We start from the raw sequence: 24,376 nt of genomic DNA, 5'->3' as shown, positions 1-24,376 counted from the left end.
GTCGGTGATCAGGTGAGAAACGTCTTGAGTTCGTGCACGAGCTTCTTGATGTGGCCGGAGATCACCGGCGTGCCGAGGTCCTTGAAACGCTCCCGGAACCACGGGTTGACGCTGCCGCGCCCGGAGCTGGTCACCGAGCCGACCGGGATGAACTTCGCGCCCGAGCGGTGAAGGGCGGCCATGCTGTCGAACAGCTCCTGGTGCCGCCACTCGTAGAAGTCGGAGATCCACACCACGACGGTGTTGCGCGGCTCGGCGATCTTCGGCTGCGTGAGCCGCATGGCGACGGTGCCGTCGGTGCCGCCGCCCAGCTTGGTGCGCAGCAGCGTCTCGAACGGGTCGTGTGCCCAGGGAGTGAGGTCCAGGGCCTGGGTGTCGTAGGCGATCAGGTGGACGTCCACCTTCGGCAGCCCGGCGAAGATGGAGGCCAGGATGGTGCAGTTGACCATCGAGTCGACCATGGAACCCGACTGGTCCACGACCACGACGAGCCGCTGGGGCGTCGTCTTGCGGCTGGTGTGCCGGTAGTAGAGGCGGTCGACGTAGAGCCGCTCCTCCTCCGGGCTCCAGTTGGTGAGGTTCTTCCAGATGGTGCGGTCGAGGTCGAGGTTGCGGAACACGCGCTTGGGCGGGACGGACCGGTCGAGCTCGCCGACCGTGGCCTTCTCCACCTGGGTGCGCAGCACCTCGGTGACCTCGTCGACGTAACGGCGTATCAGAGCCTTGGCGTTGGCCAGGGCCACGCCGGAGAGGTTGTTCTTGTCGCGCAGCAACTGCTCGATCAGGGACATGCTCGGCGTCAGCCGCGAGGCCAGCTGCGGGTCGGCCAGCACCTCGCGCAGGTGCATGCGCTTGACGAGATCGCCCTCGATGGAGCCGAGTTCCGGGCCGATCGCGGGGATCAGCCGGCTGAGGTCGGGCGCGGGGCCGCCGATTCCGGTGCCGGTCGGGCTGACGCCCCCTCCGGCCCCCATGCGGGGGGTGCCGCCGCGTCCGCCGCGCAGCTCACCGGGCCGGCAGCCCAGCGCGCGCTCCAGCCAGTCGGCGTCGGACTGCCAGCGGGCCAGCTGCTCCGCGGTGACGGTGCCGGGGCGCGAGGCGAAGACGTTCAGCAGCACCTTCGACGCCAGCGCCGCCCGCCGTACCTCGGCGGCCCGGTCGCGCTCGCCGTCCTCGTCCGGCGCCGGTGCCATCAGCCCGTCGAACTCGGCGGCCAGCTCCGGGTGCCGCTGCACGACGGAGCCGACCGACGCACCGGGGTCGAGCAAGGCGGACGGCAGGCCGATGTCCTCGACCACGGCGAGACTCGCCGACTCCAGGCCGGCCTGCTCCTCCGGGTCGAAGAGACGGGCCAGCAGACGCCAGTAGAGGACCTGCCGCCGGTTGTCGTACGGATCGGGCTCAGGGGCGGCAGCCTGTCCGGAGAAGTCCTCGGTCATTTCCGCAGCAGCCTTCCGGCACGTTCGCGCAGCACGCCGACGGCGTCGGTGGCGGCCTTCTCGGCCCGCGCCCCGGTTTTGTCGGCCGTACCCCCGGCCCAGGCCCCCGCGTGCACGGCGACGGTCTTCTTCCGCACGGTCCGTTCGACGGCGAGCGGCTGGAGGAGGAACTCCCCGGCGTCCCAGCGCAGCAGCCCGACACACGCGTCGGACGCGGCGACGACCTCGGGCGAGAGCGGACCGGCGGCCGGGACGCGATCGGTGTCGACGGCCAGGCGGTACCCGGCGACCTGGAAGACGACCCCGTCGTCGCCTTCCTCCACGCCGTACCCCTCCAGCAGGACGGGCACCGCGATCCGGGCCGGGTGCCGGTCGAGCGGCGACGCGGGGAAGGCGGCGGCGGTGGGCAGGGCCACCCGGGCGGTGGTGAGGACCTCGGCGGGCTCACCCATGCGCGCACGGCCGTCGTCCCAGATCAGGTCGCCCTCGTCGGTGACGGGCATCGCGTCGAGGTCCATGGCGCGGTCCTCGCTCACGGCCCCCAGCAGGGACATGTGCGGCCGCAGCAGCTGCCACAGACCGGCGCCGACGACCGTGTCCGGCTTGGGCGCGGACACCGAGGCGCGCACCAGCCGGGGCGTGCCGCCGTCCGCGGGCTCGAACACCGCGTGCACCTGCGCCTGTACGGCGGTGGCGTGCTCCTGCACGTCGACACCGAGCGGCAGTAGCCGGCCGGTCGCCTCGGCCACGGCGGAAGCGCGCGCCGCGCCCGGCAGCGTCAGCAGCAGGGCGCGCGACCACAGGTCGGCCCAGCGGCGCACCGGCACGCGCTCCAGGGTCGCCCCCGGGCAGGAGGCGGCGAGTTCGGCGGCGAAACCGTCGAGCAGCGTGGCCAGGCGGCGCAGCGCCGGGTCGGGCAGCATCGCGGAGACGACCGGCGCGGCCCCGTCGACGAGTTCGTGGTCGATGCCCTGCCAGCCGGCCCGCGCCAGATCGCACAACCAACTGCGCGCTGCGGCGTACGGATTCGCCGCGTGCCTGTCGTCGCCGGCCGCCGCGGTGTCGGCTTCCTCGGCCCGCGGCCGGCCGGTGGCCTCCTCGACGCGATCGGTCAGCGCGTCGTGCACGGAACCGAGCAGGGCGGTACGGGCCGCGGCGAGCGCGACGAAGTGGTCCTCGCCGGCGGCTCCGGCGACCGCCTTGTCGGCGGCCTCGGCCACCCGCGCGGCCAGCGGCGTCCCGGCGACGGCGTCCGCGAGCCCGGTCAGACCGGCGGCCTGGCCGGGCTGCGGACGCAGCAGACCGGCGACGAGAGCTTCGTCGAACCCGTCCACGGCCGCGAGAGCCTCGTCAAGGCCGTCGACGGAGTCCGACAGCAGATCGGCATGCATCAGGCCACCGCCCTCGTCGTGGGGAACCACTGCATCTCGGGCACCGGTGCGGTACTCGGCGCGAGTTCGAGATAGGCCAGGTTCCGCAGGAACCGGCTGAACACCCTGGCCGCGGCCGAACCGCCCGCCGCCGAGGGGCGCGTGGCCGTCATGGCGGCCGTGACGGCGTGCGCGTCCGGCTCCGCCGCGTCGACCTCGACCTTCAGGTACCGGGCCACGCGCTCGGCGCCGTACTGCAGCACGGCCTCGCCGATGAGCGCGCGTATGTGGTTGCAGAACATTCCGCGGGCCCCGCCGCAGGGGCGGTTGTTGTTGGTGCTGCACGCGAACGCGTACGTCCCCGCCTCGACCGAGGACACATACACGCGCCCGATGTCCGACCCGCTGGACACCACACCCTGCAACCGCCCGTCGGCCAACTCGACGAACGGCACCTTCGCGAGCTTCCGCGGCCGTGCCGATGGCACCACCCGTGCCGTGCTCGACTTCTCCCAGACCGACAACGCACCATCTCCCATGCATGCGAAAGGGGGCGCTCACGCCACCTCGGCGGAACATGATCGAAGCTATCGGCGACCACTGACAACGCGGCCGGACGGCGGTCGGGGCGCGGGGGAACGAGCTAGCTGGGCAGGGCGGCCGCATCAGCGACGTGGTCAACGCCGCGCTCGCTCCTCACCTCTCTGACCTCCGATTTCGGTGGTCGAAGTATCGGACATGTGAGAGATGTTGACACTCTTCGACGGCTTCCTATCATCAATGCTTGTCCGTAACTGCGACCGTTGTTCGAAATACCGTCAAATCTGGTCGTCGTTCTGACAGCTCCGGACGCGCACGGCAGCAGTCTTCGATCCGCTCTGGAAGTCCGCAAAAATGACATGTTCATGCCTTTGCTGAGTCGTCCGGCCCCGGCGGTGGAACGCCGCCGACCCCCCATCCCAGGAGGCCACTCATGTCTGTGACACCGACCCGCTCCAGGCGGGTCAGACCGTTAGCTCTGCTGGCGCTCGTGCTGGCCATGGCCACGGCCATGCTCGGCGGTCGGGCCTCCGCCGGCAGCAGCGCCGCAGCCGCCGGCACGCTCCCCTGTGACCTGTACGCCTCCGGCGGCACGCCCTGCGTGGCCGCTCACAGCACGACCCGCGCACTGTACTCCGCGTACAACGGCCGCCTCTACCAGATCAAACGCGCCTCCGACGGCGCCACCCGGGACATCGGTGTGCTCAGCGCGGGCGGTTACGCCGACGCCGCCGCGCAGGACTCGTTCTGCGCGGGAACGAGCTGCCTCATCACCGTCATCCAAGACCAGTCCGGCCGCGGAAACCACCTCACCCAGGCACCGCCCGGAGGGTTCTCGGGCCCGGCCGCGGGCGGGTACGACAACCTGGCGGAAGCATCCGCCGCACCGGTCACCGTGGGCGGTCACAAGGCATACGGCGTCTTCGTCGCCCCCGGCACCGGCTACCGCAACAACAACACCAACGGCATCGCGACCGGAGACCAGCCGGAAGGCATGTACGCGATCCTCGACGGCAGTCACTACAACGGCGGCTGCTGTTTCGACTACGGCAACGCCGAGACCAACAGCCGAGACACCGGCAACGGCCACATGGAGACCATCTACTTCGGCAACAGCAAGTCCTGGGGCTACGGCAGCGGAAACGGCCCCTGGATCATGGCCGACCTCGAGAACGGCCTGTTCTCCGGGGTCAACCGCGGCTACAACGCGAACGACCCCAGTGTCAGTCACCGGTTCCTCACCGCCGTCGTCAAGGGCGGGCCGAACCAGTGGGCGATCCGGGGCGGCAACGCGCAGTCCGGCGGCCTGTCCACCTACTACAGCGGACCGCGCCCCAACGTCTCGGGCTACAACCCGATGCACAAGGAAGGGGCCATCATCCTCGGCATCGGCGGCGACAACAGCAACAGTTCCGCCGGCACCTTCTACGAGGGTGTCATGACGTCCGGTTACCCCTCGGACGCCACCGAGAACGCCGTACAGGCCAACATCAACGCGGCCGGCTACGCGACGTCCGCCACGGCGGGCGGCCTGACCGCGGGCTCGCGGGTCTCGCTGCGGGCCACCACTTCCTGCTGCACCACCCAGTACCTCCGGCACAACAGCGCCGACAGCAACGCCTCCATCGCGACGGTCTCCTCCTCCAGCGCGTCCGCCGACAAGGCCGCCGCCACCTGGATCGTGCGCGCGGGCCTGGGTGACGCCTCCTGCGTCTCCTTCGAGTCCGCCGACAAACCGGGCCAGTACCTGCGGCACTACGACTTCCGGCTGCGCATCGCCGGCGACGACGGCAGCGCACTGTTCCGGCCGGACGCCACGTTCTGCCCGCAGGCAAGCCACAACGGCCAGGGCGTCTCGCTCCGGTCCGCCAACTACCCCAGCGACTTCGTACGCCATTACAGCCAAGACGCCTACATCGCGAGCCACGGCGGGTCCCACACCTGGGACAACACCGCCCTCTGGGCCGACGACACCAGCTGGGCCGTGGCCTCCCCCTGGGCCTGACACCCACCCCGCACCATCCGCACCACGGCCGTGCCACCCGACCCGGTGGCACGGCCGCCTGTGCCGGGCAGGGGCGCTGGGGAGATCCGTCCCGCCCGCCCACGCAGCCAGGCGTCCCCTTTTCCTGGGACAGCGGTACCAGGAAGGACGCAGTCATGCGCGGGCCCCGACGGGAGACGCCGCCGGGGCCCGCGGCTGCCGGCTCGGCGAGGTCCGGCGTACCCGGCTCAACTCACCGCCGCGGCCTCACTCGTTGCGCAGCGCCTCCGCGACCGTGAGCCGTGCCGCGCCCCGTGCCGGGACGTACGCGCCCAGGACCGCGATCGCGACGCCCGACAGGGCCACGAGAGCCAAGGTGCCGGTCCGCCAGACGTCCGTCATGAAGGCGGGCAGGACGATGTCCACGGCGTCCGCCATCCGCGGCACCACCAGGTCGTAGCCCGCGATGCCCAGCGGGACACCGAGCAGGGAGCCGACCGCGCCGAGCAGCGCCATCGACGTCACCACCATCACGGTCACCTGACGCGGCGTCATGCCGATCGACTTCAGCGTGCCCAGGTCGCGGCGGCGGTCGCGGGTGTTGAGGACCACCGTGTTGAGGACGCCGAGGGAGGCCACCACGGCGAGCATCGCCGTGAGCAGCGCCGCGGAGCCGACGATGGTTCGGGTGATGGTGTTCGGGCCTTCCGGCACCGGGTCGATCCCGTTGTCGACGGCCCTGGCCGCGCGCGCGTAGGCGGCCGGGTCCGCGTCGCCGCGCAACGCGACCAGGTACGCGATGGGCTTCTCGCCCGGGGACAGCGCCGTCAGCGTCGGCCAGTCGGTGAAGACCACCTGACCGTTGGGGTCCATGGACTCGCCGACGACGACCACCTTCTCCCGGCGGTCGCCCTTCTCCAGGACGAGACGGTCACCGACCCGCAGGCCGTGCCGGTGCAGAAAGGCCGAGGTGGCCACGACCTCGCCGGTACCGCGCGTCCACCGGCCCGCGACGAGCACGGTGTCCGACTGCGGCCGGTCACCGCGGCGTCCCTCGAGCATCACCGGCCGCACCGAGCCGGCGATACGGGCCTCCGCGACCCCCCTCGCGGTGATACCGCTCGCACCGGGCAGCGCGCGCAGCAGCGACTGGAGCGCGAGGTCCCCGTGCTCCGGCCCGATCACCTTGCCGTGGCTGACCCTGCTCGCGTACACGGAGACCTGGTAGGCGTCCCGGCCCGCGTCCCCGAACCTGGTCATCGTCGTTCCCAGGCCGGTCGCGAACGTCACGGTGGCCACCCCGAGGACCACGGCGGCGAGCGTGAGGCCGCTGCGGCCCGGCCGGGCGAACGGCAGGCCCACCCCCAGGCTCACCGACCGCGGCAGCCCGCTGCCCGCCAGCCGGCGCTGGATGCCCAGCGCCCGCCCGGCGCGCGGGGCGCTGCCCGCGCTGATCGCCCGCGCCGCGGACAGCCGGTGCGCACGCGCCGCCGGAACGAGCGCGGCGAACACGCAGACGGCGGGCATGCCGAGCAGCGCGAGCACGTTCACCCAGGGCGCGATGCCGACGCTGTGGTGGAACATCCCCGCGTCCGGCCCCGTGAACACGAACTCCAGGAGGGGACGCGCCAGCAGATTGCCGACGACGGTGCCGACCACGCAGCCCGCGACCGCGGGAACGGAGACCATCGTGAGGTAGACGGCGACGACCTGCCCCGGCGTGAACCCCAGGGCCTTGAGAATGCCGATGTGCCGGAAGCCGGAGATCACCGCGCCGCTCACCACGTTGCCGACGATGAGCACCGCCACCACGATGCCCAGAACGCCGAACGCCATCAGATACGGGGCGTAGGCCCGCGCCGAACTTCCCACCTGGCTCTTGAGCGTGAGATACGACTGTGAGGCGGTGAGCGCGTCCTCGGGCAGCTCCGCGGTCACCGCGGAAAGGTCAGTGCGGAGCCGGCTCTCCGAGGACGCGTCCGTGAAGCGGAACAGCATCTGGGTGGCTGTCGGGTGCAGGGCAGGCATCTGATCGGGCGCGACCCAGGCGTCCGCGGTGCGGCTCATGTCGAAGCCGAACCCGACGATGGTGAGGGTCGGCCCCGAGGGCACCTTGATCCGCTCGCCGAGGTCGTGGGGCGTCCAGTCCGACTGCCGGTTCACGACGATCTCACCGGGCCGGGTGGCCCAGCGGCCCGCCCACAGGTCCACCCGGTCCACCGGGCCCCCGGGACCGGGACGGCCCACGACCGTGACCGCGCCGGGAAGGCCGTGCGCGCCGTCCCTCGGGAGGTCGAGCACGGCCTGCGCGAAGGGCCCGGCGGCGGCCTCGACCCCGGGCCGGCGAGCCGCTTGCGCCAACTGCGCGTCCGAGACCTTGGCGGGATCGAACGCGGCGACGACGTGCGGGCCATGCTGCTGGGCGAACGCCTTGTCGAACGGGGCGGACGCCGCGTCGACCAGGCCGAGCGCGACCACGATCGCCCCGGTCGAGGTCAACGTGACCAGCCAGATGACGAACGTCTGCAGCCTGCGCCGCCGTACGGCCGCCTGCGCGGCCCGCCACACCGCCCTCATGCGGACGGCTCCAGGGCGTGCTCGCCGGCCACCCGGCCGTCGGCGAGGAGGACCAGCCGGCTGGCGCAGCGCCGCGCGAGGTGCTCGTCGTGCGTGACCAGGATCAGCGTCTGGCCGATCTGGTTGAGGTCGAGCAGCAGGTCCATCACCTGCTCGCCGGAGCGGCTGTCCAGGGCGCCGGTCGGCTCGTCGGCCAGCAGCAGGGCGGGCCGGTTCATCAACGCCCGGGCCACGGCGACGCGTTGCCTTTCACCACCGCTGAGCACGGCGGGATAGGCGTTCCGGCGGTCGGCGATGCCGAGTTCCTCGAAGAGTTCCAGGGCGCGACGGCGGGCCTGCCGGGCCGGGGTGCCGGTCAACTGCGCGGCCAGGGCGACGTTGTCCAGGGCGGACAGGTCGTCGATGAGGTTGAAGAACTGGAAGACCATGCCGATCCGCCGCCGCCGGTACAGGGCGAGACCCTTCTCGCTCAGCTCCCCGACGTTCTCCCCGTGCACGAGGACCGTGCCGCCCGTCGGCCGGTCCAGGCCCGAAATCATGTTGAGCAGGGTGGACTTGCCGCATCCCGAGGGTCCCATCACCGCGACCGCCTCCCCGGCCCGGATCTCGAGCGACACCCCGTCCAGCGCCGTCGTCCCGCCGTACTCCTTGCGCACACCGTCGAGCCGTACGACGGCCTCTCCGCTGCTGTCCTCAGTGACCATGAACGGGACGCTAGGCGAAGACAGGCGCGTCGGCATCGCCCCCTGGATGGCACTCCGACCCGCACCTCATCCTCCGGATGCAGGCCCATGGATCCGCAGGCTGATGCGGATGGGACGCCGTTCTGCGAAGGTGGCCTCCGTGTGGGAGTGGGAGTCGGACGCCCTGATGGCGGCGCTGGGCGTGACGTGCGCGGCCGCCGGATGGCTGGCGGTGGCGCTCATGCGCACCAGGCGCCGGTGGCGGACCGTCGTGGGGGAACGCGGCTGGCTGCTGGAGCGGGAGCGGGCGAGCGCCGCCCGTACCGCGGTTGCGGCCGAACGCGACCGTATCGCCCGTGAGTTGCACGACATCGTCAGCCACAACGTCAGCCTCATGGTGGTTCAGGCCGGGGCCGCGAGGGAGGTGCTGGGCACCATGCCGGACGAGGCCGCGGCGGCCCTGAGGGCAGTGGAGGACGCGGGGCGCGGCGCGATGACCGACCTGCGGCATCTGCTGGGCCTGCTGGCGCCGTCACAGAGCGGCGAGGACACGGACTACGAGGACCTGGTCGAGGGCGCGGGAGGCGACCGCGGAGCCGCGGGACCGGCGCCGCAGCCCGGCCTCGACCGGCTCGGCCCGCTCGTGGACCGGATCTCGTTCGCCGGACTGCCCGTGGAGGTACGGATCTCCGGCGAGCCGCGCCCGCTGCCCGAGGGCGTCGACGTGACCGCCTACCGCATCGTCCAGGAGGCCCTGACCAACGCGCTCAAGCACGGCGACGGCGGCAAGGCCGAGGTGACCGTGCGGTACGCGGACCACGCCCTGCGGGTGGAGGTCCTGAACACCGGCCCGAGCGTGCTGACCGGCACCGCGCCCGCGCAGCCCGCCTCGGCACCGGCCGCCCCACGACACGGGGACGGCACGGGCCGCGGACTTCTCGGTCTGCGGGAGCGGGTCGCGGTGTACGGAGGAGACCTGGACGCCCGGCGCCGACTCGGCGGCGGTTACCGGGTGAGGGCACGCATCCCCCTGGACCGCCCATGACGACGACCACCGCCGGGCCCGCGCCCCGGGTCCTCATCGCCGACGACCAGACCCTCATCCGAACCGGCTTCCGGCTGATCCTGACCGCCCGCGGCATCGAGGTCGTGGGGGAGGCGGCAGACGGCGAGGAAGCGCTGGCGGCAGCGAGTGAACTCAGACCGGACGTCGTCCTGATGGACATCCGCATGCCGCACATGGACGGCCTCGAAGCCACCCGCCGCATCCTCGAACGGCTCCCCGACTGCCGGGTCCTCATCCTGACCACCTTCGACCTGGACCGCTACGTCTACACCGCCCTGTCCGTCGGGGCCAGTGGCTTCCTGCTGAAGGACGTCACCCCGGAACACCTGGCAGCGGCCGTACGCCTCGTCGACACCGGCGACGCCCTACTGGCCCCGTCGATCACCCGCCGACTGGTCGAACGCTTCGCCTCGGAATCCGCCCGCAGACCCGCCGTCCACACCGACCTGACCACGCTGACCCCCCGCGAACTGGAAGTCCTGACCCTTCTGGCCCGCGGCCTCTCCAACGCCGAACTGGCCACCGAACTGACCCTGAGCGAAGCCACGGTGAAGTCCCACGTGGCCCGCATCTTCGCCAAGCTGTCCCTCCGGGACCGTGCGCAGGCGGTGGTGCTTGCGTATGAGACGGGGCTGGTGCGACCCGGGGACTTCGGGGCGAGCAGACCCTCGGGTCCATGACCGGACCAACGGCTCGACACCTCGCCATGCGGACATGAGCAGGTTCGCAACCTGGCTCCTCCGCGTCCCGGGGGTGGTGCAGCCGTCGCCGTAGGCGGCTTGGAGGACGGCGAAGGCATCCCGGACCTGCGGCACCGCTGCTCCCGGCGCGGCTCCCGTGGTCGGGTAGCCCGCCGTAGCGGAAGCGCCGGCCACTGGAGACACAGGTCTCGCGGCCGCTGCTCGCGGCAGCGACCGGCGTGGCCGAGGACGCGTGCCGCCGACGAGCCGGATGACCTCGGGAAGTCGGTGCAGGTCATGGGCATCTTGGAGTAACCCGTACCGGTGTCCGGGCACGGATTGACGGCCGTTAACATCCGCCTATGTCCGAAACTTCCGCGCAGCGCCGACTGCGGAACGACTCGCGCACCGCGGCCGTGGCGGGCCATGAACGTGTCGCGCTGCCGACCAGCAAGGCGGAGGCCCTGCTTGGTACCCTCCGGGCCGGGGAGACGGTGCTGGCCCTCTATCGGGCAGGGATGGGGTACGCCGCGCTGACCGTGGACGCCCTCATCCTTCTGAGCGGAGACGCTCCGACGCGGGTTCCGAGGCCTCTGGCGATTCTGAGCCCCGCGCACGGCGCCAAGCGGCGCGTGGACGTGTCTGTGAACGGACGGCGTATCGGCCTCTGGGGCTCGCAGCTCGACGCGTCCGGAGAACTCATCGAGCGGGCCGGAAAGCGAGTGCCCGATCCACTGGCCGAGGACTGGCGCACGGCCAGGGCCGCCGCCGGCGAAAGCATCACCCTGCCCCATGACTTCAAGAAGGTGCTACTGGAAGAGCTCGGGTCCGAGGAAGTCGTCCGGGCCGTCTACCACAACGGCTGGGGCTATGCCGTGCTCACCAAGAACGGCCTCATCCTTCTCCGGAATCTCCTGGCGCCCAGAGCGACCCGCGTCCCCGTGCCCTTGTGCATCCTCCGGCGTACATACGGCATGTTGAACTCTGCCGAGGTCCTTGTCGACGGAAAGCCGCACAAGCTGCACGGCTCAAAACTCGACCCGAAGGGAGAACTCCTCGAGGCCGTGGGTGAAGTCCTGCCTCCCGACTCCCCTTTGCGTCCTGGTCGCGGGACGCGGTTTTCCACCTGGATACGCAGGCACCCGGTCCTCGTGGCCGTAGCTGCGGCCGGAGTGCTCTCCGCCGGCCTCTACCCGGGCTCCAGCGGGGAGGAGGCCGTGGCCCAAGCGCCCGCGGAACACGCCCTGGTCGTTTCCGACTTCAACGGGATCTCTCTTACCGCAGCGGCTGCGAAGGCCCGCCTTCAGCCGTGGCAGACCGTGTCGACAGCCGACGCCTCTTCTGCTCAGCGGCCGGTGAATCCCACCGCGACCGGCTGGCAGGTCTGCTTCCAGAGCCCATCCCGAGGTGAGGCAGTCCGTCCGTCGATCGGGATGCTGACCCTGTACGCGGTCCCGGAGGAGGAGGCGTGCCCGACCTGGCTGCACGGCCCCCGCCGGATCGTCATGCCGGACCTCGTCGGTGAACGGTTCGACCATGCCTCCCGTACCTTGAGCGCCCTCGGCTTCGATCGCACAGTCAACTTCCACGCCCATAACGCCAAGCGTCTGGACGAGGAGCCGCAGGACCTGGCCGACTGGCGGGTGTGCCGTCAGCACCCGGAGCCCGACACCGAGGTCCAGACCGGGACACAGATCGACCTGTGGCTGATCGGCCTCGGCGCCCCCTGTACCGAACCCAGCTCGGAGCCGAAGCCTCAACCAAAGCCGAAGCCTGAACCAAAGCCGAAGCCCGAGCCGCGCCCCCAGCCCTCGTACGGAACCGCCTCGGGCGGTGGCGTCCCCGGCGGCGGCGGCACCACCAGCGGCGGGTCCTCCGGCGGCTCGGGCGGTAGCTCGGGTGGTAGTACCAGCGGTGGCACGGGCGGAAGCGGAGGTCAGACCGGTATCGGGTTCGGGCAGTACTGCTCTCCTGTCGGTGCCACCGCGACGACCGCCGACGGGCGACCCGCAAAGTGCTTCATGGGCAAGGACGGCAAGGCTCGATGGGGATACAACTCCGGCTGACAGCAGGGACAGTGGAAGGAGCCGCGGGGCCCAGGGACCGGCCCCTCCCGCAGCCCGGCCCGGCCCTGAGCGGCAGGACCGGGCCGCGGGTGGTGATGCCGTGTCAACCGCGAGGCAGCCGAACGCTGATCGGGGAGCTCTCTCGGTTCGCGCGGTCCACCGACGTGACCGTGTACGTCGCGCCCTCCGGTGCCGCCGGAGCGGTCCACTCGGTGTGGCGGGCGCCCGTGAGTACGGCCACGAGGCCGTCGTCGTCGGCGGTGTGCTGCCGCAGGGCGTACAGCGCGGGGACGTGGTTGCCGCGGGAGCGCACCTCGATCCGGATCCCGCCGTCGGCCGTCCGGGCCGCCGACGCGAGCGGGGGCAGTGGTGCGGGCCCGCGGGCGAGTCTCGGCAGGACCGGTGGCAGCGCGGGTCGCTGCCAGTGGTCGGCGGTCAGCCGGGTGACCGCGCCGATCGGGTCGGCGGTCACGTCCGTGGCGCTGAACAGGATCTCGCCGCTGATCTCCGGCAGCCCCCGGTCCGTCGTCAGGTGCCGGGAGAGCTCGGCGGGGTCCTGCCAGGCGGCCGGCTGGGCGGGGTCGCCGACCTTGTACACGGCCTGACCGATCCACAGCTGCACGTCGGTGCCGCGGACCGTCTGCGCCCACCACGGAGCGAGGGCGCCGTAGTCGGCCACCGCAAGACCGATGTTCCAGTACAGCTGCGGGGCGATGTAGTCCACCCAGCCCTTGCGCACCCAGCCCAGGCTGTCGGCGTTGAGCGCGTCGTAGGACTGGGTGCCGTTGGTGGCCGAGCCCCGCGGGTCGCTCGACGCGTTGCGCCAGATACCGAAGGGGCTGATGCCGAACGCCGCCTCGGGACGGACCTCGCGCACTCGGTCGCGCACCTCCTGCACCAGCAGGTCCACGTTGTGCCGGCGCCAGGCCGCCCGGTCGGTGAAGCCCGTGCCGAACGCGGCGAAGGCGTCGTCGTCGGGGAAGTCCTGGCCGCCCACCGGGTAGGGGTAGAAGTAGTCGTCGAAGTGGACGCCGTCGATCTCGTAGCGCTCCACCGCGTCCATGATGGCGTTCTCGACGAAGGCGCGGGCGGCCGGGATGCCGGGGTTGTAGTACAGCTGGCCGCCGTAGGAGACGACCCATTCCGGGTGCAGCCGCGCCGGGTGGCCGGGCACGAGCTTGGTGACGTCGGACTGCAGCGAGATGCGGTACGGATTGAACCACGCGTGCAGGGCCAGCCCGCGGTCGTGCGCGGCCTCGACCATGAAGCCCAGCGGGTCGTAGCCGGGATCCTGGCCCTGAGTGCCGGTCAGGTACTGCGACCACGGCTCGTAGCGTGACGGCCAGAAGGCGTCGGCCGCCGGGCGGACCTGCGCGAATATCGCGTTGAGGCCGATCGATGCGGCGTGGTCGAGCAGCGCGACGAACTCCGCCTGCTGTGCGGCGGGGCTCAGTCCGGTCCGCGAGGGCCAGTCGATGTTGGCGACGGTGGCGATCCACTCGCCACGCAGCTCGCGGTCGCGGTACGCGGTCGGGGTGCCGTCGGCGGCGGCAGCCGCAGCAGCGGGGACGGGCAACCCCGTGGCGGCCAGGCCGGCCATCAGACCTGCGGCCCGCAGCAGCACGCGGCGCGTGGGGCGACGTGCGGCCGAGCCGTGGTTCGCGGTGTCGGTCACGCGGACTCCTTGAAGAGAGACGGGAGCGGCTTGATCGGATCACCGTTCCCAGCGCGCCGTGCCTGGTCAACGAGCGGGGTGAAAATAGTTACCAAATCGCTAGCGTTCGATGTAAGAAACTTACATCGACGCGGAGTTGGGTTCAGCGTCCTGTCGCGCTGCCCGATTCCGCCGTCGGGAGCCTGCTCGACTACAGGGCAGCCGGTCCCTCCCCGGCTGGGCGAACCGCTGCACCGCGAACAGGAGCGGTGCAGCGCCCAGGAGCCTCCCTCCGTACACGGTCCTTCATGACGAACCGACCTGACGGGCTCCGACCAAGGCCCGTCCGCCTCGCTAGCGCCGTCGCGGTTCCCGCACGCCGGCCGTGGCGGGGCGCGTCGCGTGGGCGTACCCGGCCGCCGCGGTGAGGAACACGCCCATGACGGCGGCGGGGGCCGCGGCCGTCAGCCAGCGGGGGTCGTCGGCCGGGCCGGAGAGGGCGTGCAGGGCCGCCACGGCCACCGCCGCGGCCAGGCCGCAGCCGAGGACGGTGGCGACGACGTTCCGGGAGCGGGACGGGCCGGGCGGGGGTGGGACGTGGCCCAGATGTGTCCAGTGGTGGGCCATCTCGCGGGCCTCGCGTCTGCGCCGGGCGGCGGCGTGCAGACGCAGGGCGGTGGCGACGGTGGCGCCGGCGACGGCCGCGGCGACCGGCGTCCACCATGCCTCGGCGACGAGCAGCAGCACGGCGAGGGCGCCCGTGCCGGCCCAGCCGGTCACGCAGGCCGCGGCGGCGATGCGCCGGGACTCGGGCAGGTCCGCGCCGGCCCGCAGGTCGGCGAGGGCCGGCACGTACCAGACGGAGCCCGCGGTGGTGAGCGCCGCGGCTCCCAGGGCGGCGACGGCGTGTGTCACGGCCTACCTCGCCGCCTCTTCCACCTCGGCCCGCCCTGCGTCCCCGGCAGCCCCGGCGACCCCGCCGACCCCGGTGACTCCCGTGACCCCCGAGATCTCCGGGTGGTGCAGGTCGAACGCCGGGGACTCGGTCCGAATCCGGGGCAGGGAGGTGAAGTTGTGCCGCGGCGGCGGGCAGGAGGTCGCCCACTCCAGGGAGCGGCCGTAGCCCCACGGGTCGTCGATGCCGACCCGCTTGCCGTACTTGGCGGTCTTCCAGACGTTGTAGAAGAACGGCAGCAGCGACAGGCCGAGCACGAACGACCCGATCGAGGACAGGGTGTTGAGCGTGGTGAAGCCGTCGGCCGCGAGGTAGTCGGCGTACCGGCGCGGCATGCCCTCGACGCCCAGCCAGTGCTGGACCAGGAACGTGAGGTGGAAACCCACCGTGAGCGTCCAGAACGTGATCTTGCCGAGCCGTTCGTCGAGCATCTTGCCCGTGAACTTCGGCCACCAGAAGTGGAATCCGGCGAACATCGCGTACACCACCGTGCCGAAGATCGTGTAGTGGAAGTGCGCCACCACGAAGTACGAGTCGGACAGATGGAAGTCCAGAGGCGGGGAGGCCAGGATCACTCCGGTCAGACCGCCGAAGAGGAACGTGATCAGGAAGCCCACCGTCCACAGCATCGGTGTCTCGAAGCTCAGGGACCCCTTCCACATGGTGCCGATCCAGTTGAAGAACTTCACCCCGGTTGGGACCGCGATCAGGAACGTCATGAAGGAGAAGAAGGGCAGCAGTACGCCACCGGTGACGTACATGTGGTGTGCCCACACGGTCAGCGACAGGCCCGCGATGGAGATGGTGGCGCCGATCAGGCCCATGTAGCCGAACATCGGCTTGCGGGCGAAGACCGGGATGACCTCACTGACGATGCCGAAGAACGGCAACGCCAGGATGTACACCTCGGGATGGCCGAAGAACCAGAACAGGTGCTGCCACAGCAGTGCCCCGCCGTTGGCCGAGTCGAAGATGTGGCTGCCGAACTTGCGGTCCATCTCCAGGGCGAACAGCGCCGCCGCGAGCACGGGGAAGACGAGCAGCACGAGGAGCGCGGTCAGTAGCACGTTCCAGGTGAAGATCGGCATGCGGAACATGGTCATGCCGGGCGCGCGCATGCAGATGATCGTGGTGATGAAGTTGACCGAGCCGAGGATGCTGCCGAAGCCGGACAGCGCCACACCCATGATCCACATGTCGGACCCGATGCCCGGCGAGTGCACCGCGTCCGACAGCGGCGCGTACAGGAACCAGCCGAAGTCGGCGGCGCCCTGCGGGGTGAGGAAACCGCCGGCGGCGATGAGGGAGCCGAACAGGAACAGCCAGTAGGCGAGCATGTTCAGCCGTGGGAAGGCGACGTCGGGCGCCCCGATCTGCAGCGGCATGATCCAGTTCGCGAAGCCGGTGAAGAGCGGCATCGCGAACATCAGCAGCATGATCGAGCCATGCATCGTGAACGCCTGGTTGAACTGCTCGTTCGACATGATCTGCAGTCCGGGGCGAGCGAGTTCGGCGCGCATCACCAGCGCCATCACGCCACCGAGGACGAAGAACGCGAAGGCGGTGACGAGATACAGCGTCCCGATCTTCTTGTGGTCGGTGGTGGTCAGCCACTCCACCCACGAGGGCCGCACGGCGCCGTGCCCTGGGATCTGGGCCGCCTGCCCTCCTGTCACTGGGCCACGGGCCGCGTCCTTGTCCGTCACCGTGGTTCCGGGAGCCGGCGTGGCCTCGTCCCCGTCTTCCGGGGCTTCCGGCCGCGCTGCCGCCGCCTGTTGTATGCGCACCTCGTCCACCGGACGGTGCCCTCCGCATCTGCTTGGTTCATCGACACAACGACGAGCCCGGAGGTGCTCCGGTTGAGGAACGGACCTGACCCTCCCGGCCGCCGCCTCATGATCGCCGGAGGGGTACGGGGTGCCGATAGGGCCGAACAGTCCCTGCACGGGGATGCGGACAGGGCCCAAAAGCCCTGCTTGGCCCCGGCGGCGTTCCGGGACCCCAACGCCGGTCCCTCCCCATGCCTCGCCAGGGGCCTGCCCCTTCCCGCGCCTCGCCAGGGGCCTGCTCCTCCCCGTGCCTCGCCAGGGGCCGGCCCGTCCCCGCACACCGCGAGCGGCCGGCCCGTCACCGCACCGCCCGGCCATGGGAGTGCGGGGGGAGGGGGGAGGGGGAGGGGGAGGGGCAGGGAGCGGCCGCCCCTCCTGTTCAGGAAATGAACGGTGCGGGGGTCGAGAGCGCTCTCTTGGCCATGAATGCTTCACGCGAGTGAATGAAGCGTCAAGAGGTGCGGCCGAGTTCGGCCGGCGGGAGGTAGCAGGAGAAAGCAGGAAGTGACGCGACGTCAAGTCGTGCTCCACGTAGTCGAGATGCCATGACGTCCCGCTGAGCCGTCCGCGCCGCGCGTCGAGACCCAACCGTTGTACTGCGACTTCCCCGCCCTCCTGTCGCAGGTCAGGCGGCGCGTGCCGGTCGTATCGGGCCGAAGGCGCCGTCTCCGGCGCCGCCGACCGCCGATTCACCCTTGCCGGATCCCTTGACGACGTCCCGCCCGGAGGTTTAACTCACGTCCTAAATTAAGCCCTGAGGCGCCTTCGGAAGTCGAACCGAGCGAACCCCACCCGATCGCACGAGAACGAGCACGGGACATGGGAACGCGAGCGGTGTCGGCGTCCGGAGGACTCCTCGCGGTTCTCGACTCCCGGAAAGGGACACCAGGAGCCATGCGCAGTATCCGAGCCGCGGCCGTAGGCGCCGTCACCATGTCTCTCGCCCTAGCCGTCTCGGCCTGCGGAGGCGGTTCGTCGACGGGCGGCGGGTCCAGCGACTCGCCGAAGACGCTCACGTACTGGGCCTCCAACCAGGGCGCCAGCATCGAGATCGACAAGAAGGTCCTCCAGCCCGAACTCGACAAGTTCGAGAAGCAGACGGGCATCAAGGTGAAGCTGGAGGTCGTGCCCTGGTCGGACCTGCTGAACCGGATCCTCACCGCGACCACCTCCGGCCAGGGCCCCGACGTCCTCAACATCGGCAACACCTGGAGCGCCTCCCTCCAGGCCACCGGGGGGCTGCTGCCCTGGGACGCCAAGAACTTCGACAAGATCGGAGGCAAGGACCGCTTCGTCGACTCCGCGCTCGGCTCGACCGGTGCCCAGGGACAGGACCCGGCCGCCGTACCGCTGTACTCGATGGCGTACGCGCTCTACTACAACAAGCAGATCTTCGCCGACGCGGGCATCGCCAAGCCGCCGGCCACCTGGGACGAACTCGTCGCCGACGGCAAGAAGATCCAGGCCAAGGGCAAGCAGGTCATCGGCGCCGAGGGCGCCAACGTCTCGGAGAACATCCACCACGTCTTCGTCTTCGCCAAGCAGCACGGCGCCGACTTCTTCACCGCGGACGGCAAGCCCGACTTCACGAGCGACGGCGCGGTCACGGCGGTCAAGCAGTACGTCGACCTGATGGCCAAGGACAAGGTCATCCCGCAGGGCAACGCCGAGTACGCGCAGAACCAGTCGGTCAGCGACTTCGCCAAGGGCCGGACGGCGATGCTGCTGTGGCAGTCCGCCTCCGCCAACCTCAAGTCCCAGGGCATGAGCGAGGACGCCTACGGCATCGCCCCGGTCCCGGTGCAGTCCGGCGCCCCCGGCACCGGCACGCAGGTGAACTCGATGGTGGCCGGCATCAACATCGCCGTCTTCAAGAACAGCCACAACCTCGACGGCGCCACGAACTTCGTGAAGTTCATGACCAGTGACGAGGAGCAGAAGATCCTCAACACGGCCTACAGCACCATCCCGCCGGTCGGGGCCGCCCAGTCGGACGCCGCCTTCAACACCCCGGCCAACGCCGTGCTGAAGGAGACCCTCGCCACGAGCGCCGCCGCGCTGCCGCAGGTCGCCGACGAGTCCCAGTTCGAGACGGCCGTCGGCACGGCCGTCAAGGAACTGTTCGCCGACGCCGCCGCCGGACGCGCGGTCACCACGGCCTCGGTGAAGGCCAAGCTGCTCAAGGCCCAGCAGCAGATGCCGGCGAAGTGAGCGCGGACACCCACATGACGACCACCGCTCCCGCGCACACCGGCGGGACGACGGCACCCGTGAACCCACCCGGTGCGACGCGCGGGCCGCGCCGCCCCGGGTGGCTCGGACGCGTGTCGCTGCCCTACCTGCTGCTTCTGCCCGCCCTGGTGCTCGAACTCCTGGTCCACCTGGTGCCGATGGTGATCGGCGTCGTGATGAGCTTCAAGGAGCTCACCCAGTTCTACATCCGCGACTGGGGCACGGCCCCCTGGTCCGGCCTCGACAACTACCGCATGTCGGTGGACTTCAACGCCCCCGTCGGCGAGGCGCTGCTGCACTCCTTCCTCGTCACCGTCGCCTTCACCCTGCTGTCGGTCGGCCTGTGCTGGCTCATCGGCACCGTGGCCGCGGTCTGCATGCAGGACACCTTCCGCGGACGCGGCCTGCTGCGCGCCCTGTTCCTGGTGCCCTACGCGCTGCCGGTCTACGCGGCCGTCATCACCTGGGTGTTCATGTTCCAGCACGACAACGGCCTGGTGAACCACGTCCTGCACGACCAGTTGCACCTCACCGACAAGCCCTCGTTCTGGCTCATCGGCGACAACAGCTTCATCGCGCTGCTGACAGTGTCGGTGTGGAAGGGCTGGCCGTTCGCCTTCCTCATCGTCATGGCAGGACTCCAGAACATCCCGCGCGAGCTGTACGAGGCCGCCGCGCTGGACGGCGCCGGCATGTGGCAGCAGATCCGCCGCATCACCCTGCCGTCCCTGCGGCCGGTCAACCAGGTCCTGGTCCTGGTCCTGTTCCTGTGGACGTTCAACGACTTCAACACGCCGTACGTGCTGTTCGGCAAGGCCGCCCCCGAGGCCGCGGACCTCATCTCGGTCCACATCTACCAAGCCTCGTTCGTCACCTGGAACTTCGGCACCGGCTCCGCGATGTCCGTCCTGCTGCTGCTCTTCCTGCTGGTCGTCACCGGCGTCTACCTCGCGCTCACCTCACGCGGACGGAGGACCGCCGATGTCTGACGCACACGCCCACCGTTCGCCGACGGCGCCGCCGCGCTCCTTCCTGTGGACGCGGCGGATCTTCCTCACCCTGCTGACCGGCTTCGTCCTGCTGCCCGTCTATGTGATGGTCTCCAGCTCGCTCAAGCCGCTCGCGGACGTCACGGGCAAGTTCCGCTGGCTGCCGAGCGGTCTGACCTTCCGCCCCTACATCGACATCTGGTCGACGGTCCCGCTCGCCAGGTACTTCGTGAACTCGCTGATCGTGGCGGGCGCGGCGACGGTCTGCTCGGTGGTGATCGCGGTGTTCTCGGCGTACGCCGTCAGCCGCTACAGCTTCCGCGGCAAGCGGGTCTTCACGGTCACCGTCCTGTCGACGCAGATGTTCCCGGGCATCCTGTTCCTCCTCCCGCTGTTCCTGCTCTACGTCAACATCGGCAACGCCACCGGCATCGCCCTGTTCGGCTCGCGCGGGGGCCTCATCCTGACGTACCTCACCTTCTCGCTGCCGTTCTCGATCTGGATGCTGATCGGGTACTTCGACTCGGTGCCGCGCGACCTGGACGAGGCGGCACTGGTGGACGGCTGCGGGCCGCTCGGCGCGCTGTTCCGGGTCGTCGTGCCGGCCGCGATCCCCGGCATCGTCGCGGTCGCCGTCTACGCCTTCATGACCGCCTGGGGCGAGGTGCTCTTCGCGTCCGTGATGACCAACGACACCACCCGCACGCTCGCCGTGGGGCTCCAGGGCTACTCCACGCTCAACGACGTCTACTGGAACCAGATCATGGCCGCCTCGCTCGTCGTCAGCGTGCCCGTGGTCGCCGGCTTCCTGCTGCTTCAGCGCTACCTCGTCGCGGGGCTCACCGCGGGAGCGGTGAAGTGACCGCCAACACCCCAAGTCTCGAAAGGACTTCCGTGTTCGACGCCATCGACCTCGCCGCACTCCCGCACGACTTCCGGTGGGGCACGGCCACATCGGCGTACCAGATCGAGGGAGCCGTCGCCGAGGACGGCCGCTCGCCGTCCATCTGGGACACCTTCTCCCACACCCCCGGCAAGATCGACAACGACGACCACGGCGACATCGCCTGCGACCATTACCACCGCTGGCGCGAGGACGTCGCCCTGATGAGCCGACTGGGCCTGAACGCCTACCGGTTGTCGATCGCCTGGCCGCGCGTGATGCCGGAGGGCGACGGCCTCGTGAACCCCAAGGGCCTCGACTTCTACGACGAGTTGATCGACGGACTGCTCCAGGCGGGCATCACCCCCTCCGTCACCCTCTACCACTGGGACCTGCCGCAGGCCCTCCAGGACCGCGGTGGCTGGCCCGAGCGCGAGACCGCCGAGCACTTCGCCGCCTACGCCTCGGTCGTCGCCGAACGCCTCGGCGACCGGGTGTCCCACTGGACCACCCTCAACGAACCCCTGTGCTCCGCCTGGATCGGTCACCTCGAGGGCAAGATGGCTCCCGGCCTGACCGATCCGACGGCCGCGGTCCGCGCCTCCTACCACCTGCTGCTCGGCCACGGCCTGGCCGCCCAGGCGATCCGCGCCGCGACGTCCGGCGCCGAGGTCGGCATCGTCAACAACCTCTCCACCGTCTTCCCCGCGAGCGACAGCCCCGAGGACCAGGCCGCCGCCCGCCGCCACGACGGCCACGTCAACCGCTGGTGGCTGGACCCCGTCCACGGCCGCGGCTTCCCCGCCGACATGCGCGAGGTCTACGGTGTCGACCTCCCCGAGCGCCCGGGCGACCTCGACATCATCGCCGCCCCGCTGGACTGGCTCGGCCTCAACTACTACTTCCCGGCGACGGTGGCCGACGACCCCGACGGGCCGGTGCCCCACGCCCGTTCCGTACGCCGCCCGGACGTGCCCCGCACCGGCATGGACTGGGAGATCGACGCGTCCGGCATCGAGACGCTGCTGCTGCGCCTCACCCACGAGTACGGTGCCCGGAAGCTCTACGTCACCGAGAACGGCTCCGCCTTCCCCGACACCGTGGGCCCCGACGGAACGGTCGACGACCCCGAGCGCCGGGACTATCTGGTGGGACACCTGGCCGCCTGCGCCTCCGCCGCCCGCAAGGGCGCCCCGCTGGCCGGCTACTTCGCCTGGTCGCTGCTGGACAACTTCGAGTGGGCGTACGGCTACGCCAAGCGTTTCGGCCTCGTCCACGTCGACTACGCCACCCAGGCCCGCACCATCAAGGGCAGCGGCCACCGGTACGCGGACATCGTGCGCGCGCACGGGGAGCTGGGGCGCGGGGCCGCCTGAGCCCGGCCGGGCCGGCGGACGCGGCTCCTCGGGAGGGAAGCGGCGACCCGTCACCGGCGCTCCACAGGCCGCACGCGTCGCGCTCTTCGCACGCGGTACGGGCCCGGATCACATCCCCCGTGATCCGGGCCCGTCGGCATGGTGCGGAGTCACGCGGCCCGGGCCGGCTCCAGCACCTCCTCGACCGGGGCGGCCCGCAGCAGCCCGCCGGTCCCGGCGGCGATGTCCCGCACCCGCGAGGTCCGCCACAGCCACAGCACGTCCCGGCCGAACGACCACACCAGCAGTCCCAGCGCCAGCAGCACCACACCGGCGGTGGCCGGCAGGGGCAGCAGGTCCGCGCCGGCGAGCAGCAGGCAGACGCCCTGGAGCGCGGCGACCGTCTTGCGGGCGGTGCTCGGCGGCAGGGGCGCGTTCAGCCAGGGCAGCACGCGGGCGGCGGCGACGAAGACGTACCGCATACCGCCGATCAGCAGCACCCACGGGCCGAGCATCGTCGAGACGTACACGCTGAGCACCAGGATCAGGAACGCGTCCACCTCCATGTCGAAGCGGGCGCCGAGCGCCGTGGAGGTGCCCGTACGGCGGGCCACTTTGCCGTCGACGCCGTCCAGGATCAGGGCCACCGTCGTCAGCGCGACCAGCAGCGACACCGGCGGCGCGCTCTCGAAGGAGTCCGCCACCAGTGCCGTCACCCCACCGACGAGAACGGCCCGGCCCAGGGTCACCCGGTTGGCCGGGCCGAAGGAACGGAGCCGCGACCGGTGCAGCGCCCGGGAGAGCACCGCCCAGGTGGCGACCGCGAAGACCAGACCGGTCGCCCAGCCCGCGGGACCCATGCCGATCGCCGGGCCGAGCAGGGCCAGCAACAGGATCTGCGCGCCCGCTCCCACCGCGGTCTCCTGCTGGACCAGCCGTGCGTCGTACGTGTTGTTCAGGGCCACCGAACATCCTCCGGCCGAGTGACAGAGTCGATCAACGCCGCGTACGTTGTGCGCGGCCTGTGCACTTCTCGGTACGTGAACAACTTCCCGTTCGTTCAGGAGGATTCTCGATGAACCGCTCCGCCCGCGCCTTCTGGCTGACCTCGCCGGGCCACGGCGAGATACGCCGGACGGACCTTCCGGAACCCGGGCCGGGCGAGGTGGTCGTCCGCGCGCTCTACTCCGGGGTCAGCCGCGGAACGGAGACGCTCGTGTTCCGCGGCCAGGTGCCCGAGAGCCAGTACGAGGTCATGCGGGCGCCGTTCCAGGAGGGCGACTTCCCGGGCCCGGTGAAGTACGGCTACCTCAGTGTCGGGGTGGTGGAGGAGGGCCCGCGGGAGCTGACCGGGCGTACGGTCTTCTGCCTTCATCCGCACCAGAGCCGCTACGTCGTCCCGGCGAGCGCGGTGACCCGTGTGCCGGAGAACGTGCCGGCCGGGCGCGCGGTGCTCGCGGGCACCGTCGAGACCGCCGTGAACGCGCTGTGGGACGCCGCGCCCCTGGTCGGCGACCGTATCGCCGTCGTCGGCGGTGGCATGGTCGGCTGCTCGGTGGCGGCCCTGCTGGCCCGGTTCCCCGGCGTGCGCGTCCAACTGGTGGACGCGGACCCGGCCCGCGCCGAGGTCGCCGAGGCGCTCGGCGTGGGCTTCGCGCTGCCCGGGGACGCGCTCGGCGAGTGCGACCTCGTCGTGCACGCCAGCGCCACCGAGCAGGGCCTCGCCCGTGCGCTGGAACTGCTCACCCCCGAGGGCACCGTCCTCGAACTGAGCTGGTACGGCGACCGGCGCGTCGCCCTCCCGCTCGGCGAGGCCTTCCACTCCCGCCGGCTGGTCATCCGCGGCAGCCAGGTCGGCACCGTCTCCCCGGCCCGCCGCTCCAGCCGCACGTACGCCGACCGGCTGGCCCTCGCGCTCGACCTGCTCGCCGACCCGGCCCTGGACGCCCTCGTCACCGGGGAGAGCGCGTTCGAGGAACTGCCGGAGGTGATGCCGAGGCTCGCCTCCGGCGAGATCCCGGCGCTGTGCCACCGGGTCAGGTACGACGACCGTTCATGACGGATCGTCCGATCC

At 71.0% G+C, this 24,376-nt stretch carries 17 protein-coding genes and 1 pseudogene; 9 read left to right on the top strand and 9 right to left on the bottom strand.

All coding sequences use genetic code 11. The annotated features are described in order from the left end of the window. Positions 1 to 8: 8 nt before the first annotated feature. From ACIQMV_RS16805 to ACIQMV_RS16795, 3 genes are read right to left on the bottom strand one after another with little or no spacing between them, the layout of a single operon-like run. Positions 9 to 1,439, bottom strand: coding sequence for a VWA domain-containing protein (locus ACIQMV_RS16805; RefSeq protein ID WP_402593422.1), 1,431 nt, complete (start codon positions 1,437 to 1,439; stop codon positions 9 to 11). Further along, positions 1,436 to 2,830 carry a hypothetical protein gene (locus tag ACIQMV_RS16800; protein ID WP_402593421.1) on the bottom strand — a complete coding sequence of 465 codons (1,395 nt, stop codon included), beginning with the start codon at positions 2,828 to 2,830 and terminating at the stop codon, positions 1,436 to 1,438. Before ACIQMV_RS16800 ends, ACIQMV_RS16805 begins: the two co-directional genes overlap by 4 nt. After that, positions 2,830 to 3,348 (bottom strand): hypothetical protein, encoded by a 519-nt coding sequence (locus ACIQMV_RS16795; protein ID WP_402593420.1) that lies wholly within the window; start codon positions 3,346 to 3,348, stop codon positions 2,830 to 2,832. The genes ACIQMV_RS16800 and ACIQMV_RS16795 overlap by 1 nt, the downstream gene beginning before the upstream one ends. A 434-nt stretch (positions 3,349 to 3,782) precedes the next feature. On the opposite strand from ACIQMV_RS16795, the gene ACIQMV_RS16790 reads away from it, so the two are divergent. Next, positions 3,783 to 5,354, top strand: a complete 1,572-nt coding sequence (locus ACIQMV_RS16790) for an alpha-L-arabinofuranosidase B (RefSeq protein ID WP_402593418.1) — start codon at positions 3,783 to 3,785, stop codon at positions 5,352 to 5,354. Between the two features lie 246 nt (positions 5,355 to 5,600). Here the strand turns inward: ACIQMV_RS16790 and ACIQMV_RS16785 are convergent, their stop codons facing one another. Both ACIQMV_RS16785 and ACIQMV_RS16780 read right to left on the bottom strand, forming a co-directional pair. Then, complete coding sequence (locus ACIQMV_RS16785) at positions 5,601 to 7,910, bottom strand: ABC transporter permease (RefSeq protein WP_402593416.1); 2,310 nt, start codon at positions 7,908 to 7,910, stop codon at positions 5,601 to 5,603. Beyond that, positions 7,907 to 8,614, bottom strand: a complete 708-nt coding sequence (locus tag ACIQMV_RS16780; RefSeq protein WP_141356490.1) for an ABC transporter ATP-binding protein — start codon at positions 8,612 to 8,614, stop codon at positions 7,907 to 7,909. The genes ACIQMV_RS16785 and ACIQMV_RS16780 overlap by 4 nt, the downstream gene beginning before the upstream one ends. Before the next feature lie 109 nt (positions 8,615 to 8,723). On the opposite strand from ACIQMV_RS16780, the gene ACIQMV_RS16775 reads away from it, so the two are divergent. From ACIQMV_RS16775 to ACIQMV_RS16765, 3 genes are all read left to right on the top strand, one after another. Then, positions 8,724 to 9,638 (top strand): sensor histidine kinase, encoded by a 915-nt coding sequence (locus ACIQMV_RS16775; RefSeq protein WP_402593414.1) that lies wholly within the window; start codon positions 8,724 to 8,726, stop codon positions 9,636 to 9,638. Then, positions 9,635 to 10,339, top strand: coding sequence for a response regulator (locus tag ACIQMV_RS16770; RefSeq protein ID WP_402593412.1), 705 nt, complete (start codon positions 9,635 to 9,637; stop codon positions 10,337 to 10,339). The genes ACIQMV_RS16775 and ACIQMV_RS16770 overlap by 4 nt, the downstream gene beginning before the upstream one ends. A gap of 494 nt (positions 10,340 to 10,833) precedes the next feature. After that, entirely contained in the window at positions 10,834 to 12,405 is a 1,572-nt protein-coding gene (locus ACIQMV_RS16765; RefSeq protein WP_402593411.1) for a PASTA domain-containing protein, read from the top strand. Between the two features lie 400 nt (positions 12,406 to 12,805). Here the strand turns inward: ACIQMV_RS16765 and ACIQMV_RS16760 are convergent. The 3 genes and pseudogenes from ACIQMV_RS16760 to ctaD form a co-directional block, all read right to left on the bottom strand. Further along, positions 12,806 to 14,005, bottom strand: a pseudogene (locus ACIQMV_RS16760) (glycoside hydrolase family 10 protein); the annotation flags it as partial. A 408-nt stretch (positions 14,006 to 14,413) separates the two neighbouring features. Continuing rightward, positions 14,414 to 14,974: a hypothetical protein gene (locus ACIQMV_RS16755; protein ID WP_402593410.1), complete on the bottom strand. Its 561-nt coding sequence runs from the start codon at positions 14,972 to 14,974 to the stop codon at positions 14,414 to 14,416. Between the two features lie 3 nt (positions 14,975 to 14,977). Next, entirely contained in the window at positions 14,978 to 16,690 is a 1,713-nt protein-coding gene (gene ctaD / locus ACIQMV_RS16750; RefSeq protein ID WP_402593409.1) for a cytochrome c oxidase subunit I, read from the bottom strand. A 1,047-nt stretch (positions 16,691 to 17,737) separates the two neighbouring features. Between ctaD and ACIQMV_RS16745 the strand changes: the two genes are divergently transcribed. From ACIQMV_RS16745 to ACIQMV_RS16730, 4 genes are read left to right on the top strand one after another with little or no spacing between them, the layout of a single operon-like run. After that, positions 17,738 to 19,054 (top strand): ABC transporter substrate-binding protein, encoded by a 1,317-nt coding sequence (locus tag ACIQMV_RS16745; protein ID WP_402593407.1) that lies wholly within the window; start codon positions 17,738 to 17,740, stop codon positions 19,052 to 19,054. A gap of 14 nt (positions 19,055 to 19,068) precedes the next feature. Then, positions 19,069 to 20,064, top strand: coding sequence for a carbohydrate ABC transporter permease (locus ACIQMV_RS16740; RefSeq protein ID WP_141356480.1), 996 nt, complete (start codon positions 19,069 to 19,071; stop codon positions 20,062 to 20,064). Beyond that, on the top strand, positions 20,057 to 20,926 hold the full coding sequence (locus ACIQMV_RS16735) for a carbohydrate ABC transporter permease (RefSeq protein ID WP_141356478.1): 870 nt from the start codon (positions 20,057 to 20,059) through the stop codon (positions 20,924 to 20,926). The genes ACIQMV_RS16740 and ACIQMV_RS16735 overlap by 8 nt, the downstream gene beginning before the upstream one ends. Before the next feature lie 32 nt (positions 20,927 to 20,958). Then, positions 20,959 to 22,323: a GH1 family beta-glucosidase gene (locus tag ACIQMV_RS16730; RefSeq protein WP_402593405.1), complete on the top strand. Its 1,365-nt coding sequence runs from the start codon at positions 20,959 to 20,961 to the stop codon at positions 22,321 to 22,323. Between the two features lie 149 nt (positions 22,324 to 22,472). Here ACIQMV_RS16730 and ACIQMV_RS16725 read toward each other — a convergent pair whose 3' ends face one another. Further along, entirely contained in the window at positions 22,473 to 23,267 is a 795-nt protein-coding gene (locus ACIQMV_RS16725; RefSeq protein ID WP_402593403.1) for a CDP-alcohol phosphatidyltransferase family protein, read from the bottom strand. Positions 23,268 to 23,377: 110 nt separating this feature from the next. Here ACIQMV_RS16725 and ACIQMV_RS16720 point away from each other — a divergent pair, with 110 nt between their 5' ends. After that, positions 23,378 to 24,361, top strand: a complete 984-nt coding sequence (locus ACIQMV_RS16720; protein ID WP_401770457.1) for a zinc-binding alcohol dehydrogenase — start codon at positions 23,378 to 23,380, stop codon at positions 24,359 to 24,361. Positions 24,362 to 24,376 lie beyond the last annotated feature (15 nt).

Source organism: Streptomyces sp. NPDC091412, assembly GCF_044756885.1.
GTDB lineage: Bacteria > Actinomycetota > Actinomycetes > Streptomycetales > Streptomycetaceae > Streptomyces.
Note: the sequence above shows the minus strand (reverse complement) of the source record. Positions and strands in the feature narration are given on the sequence as shown.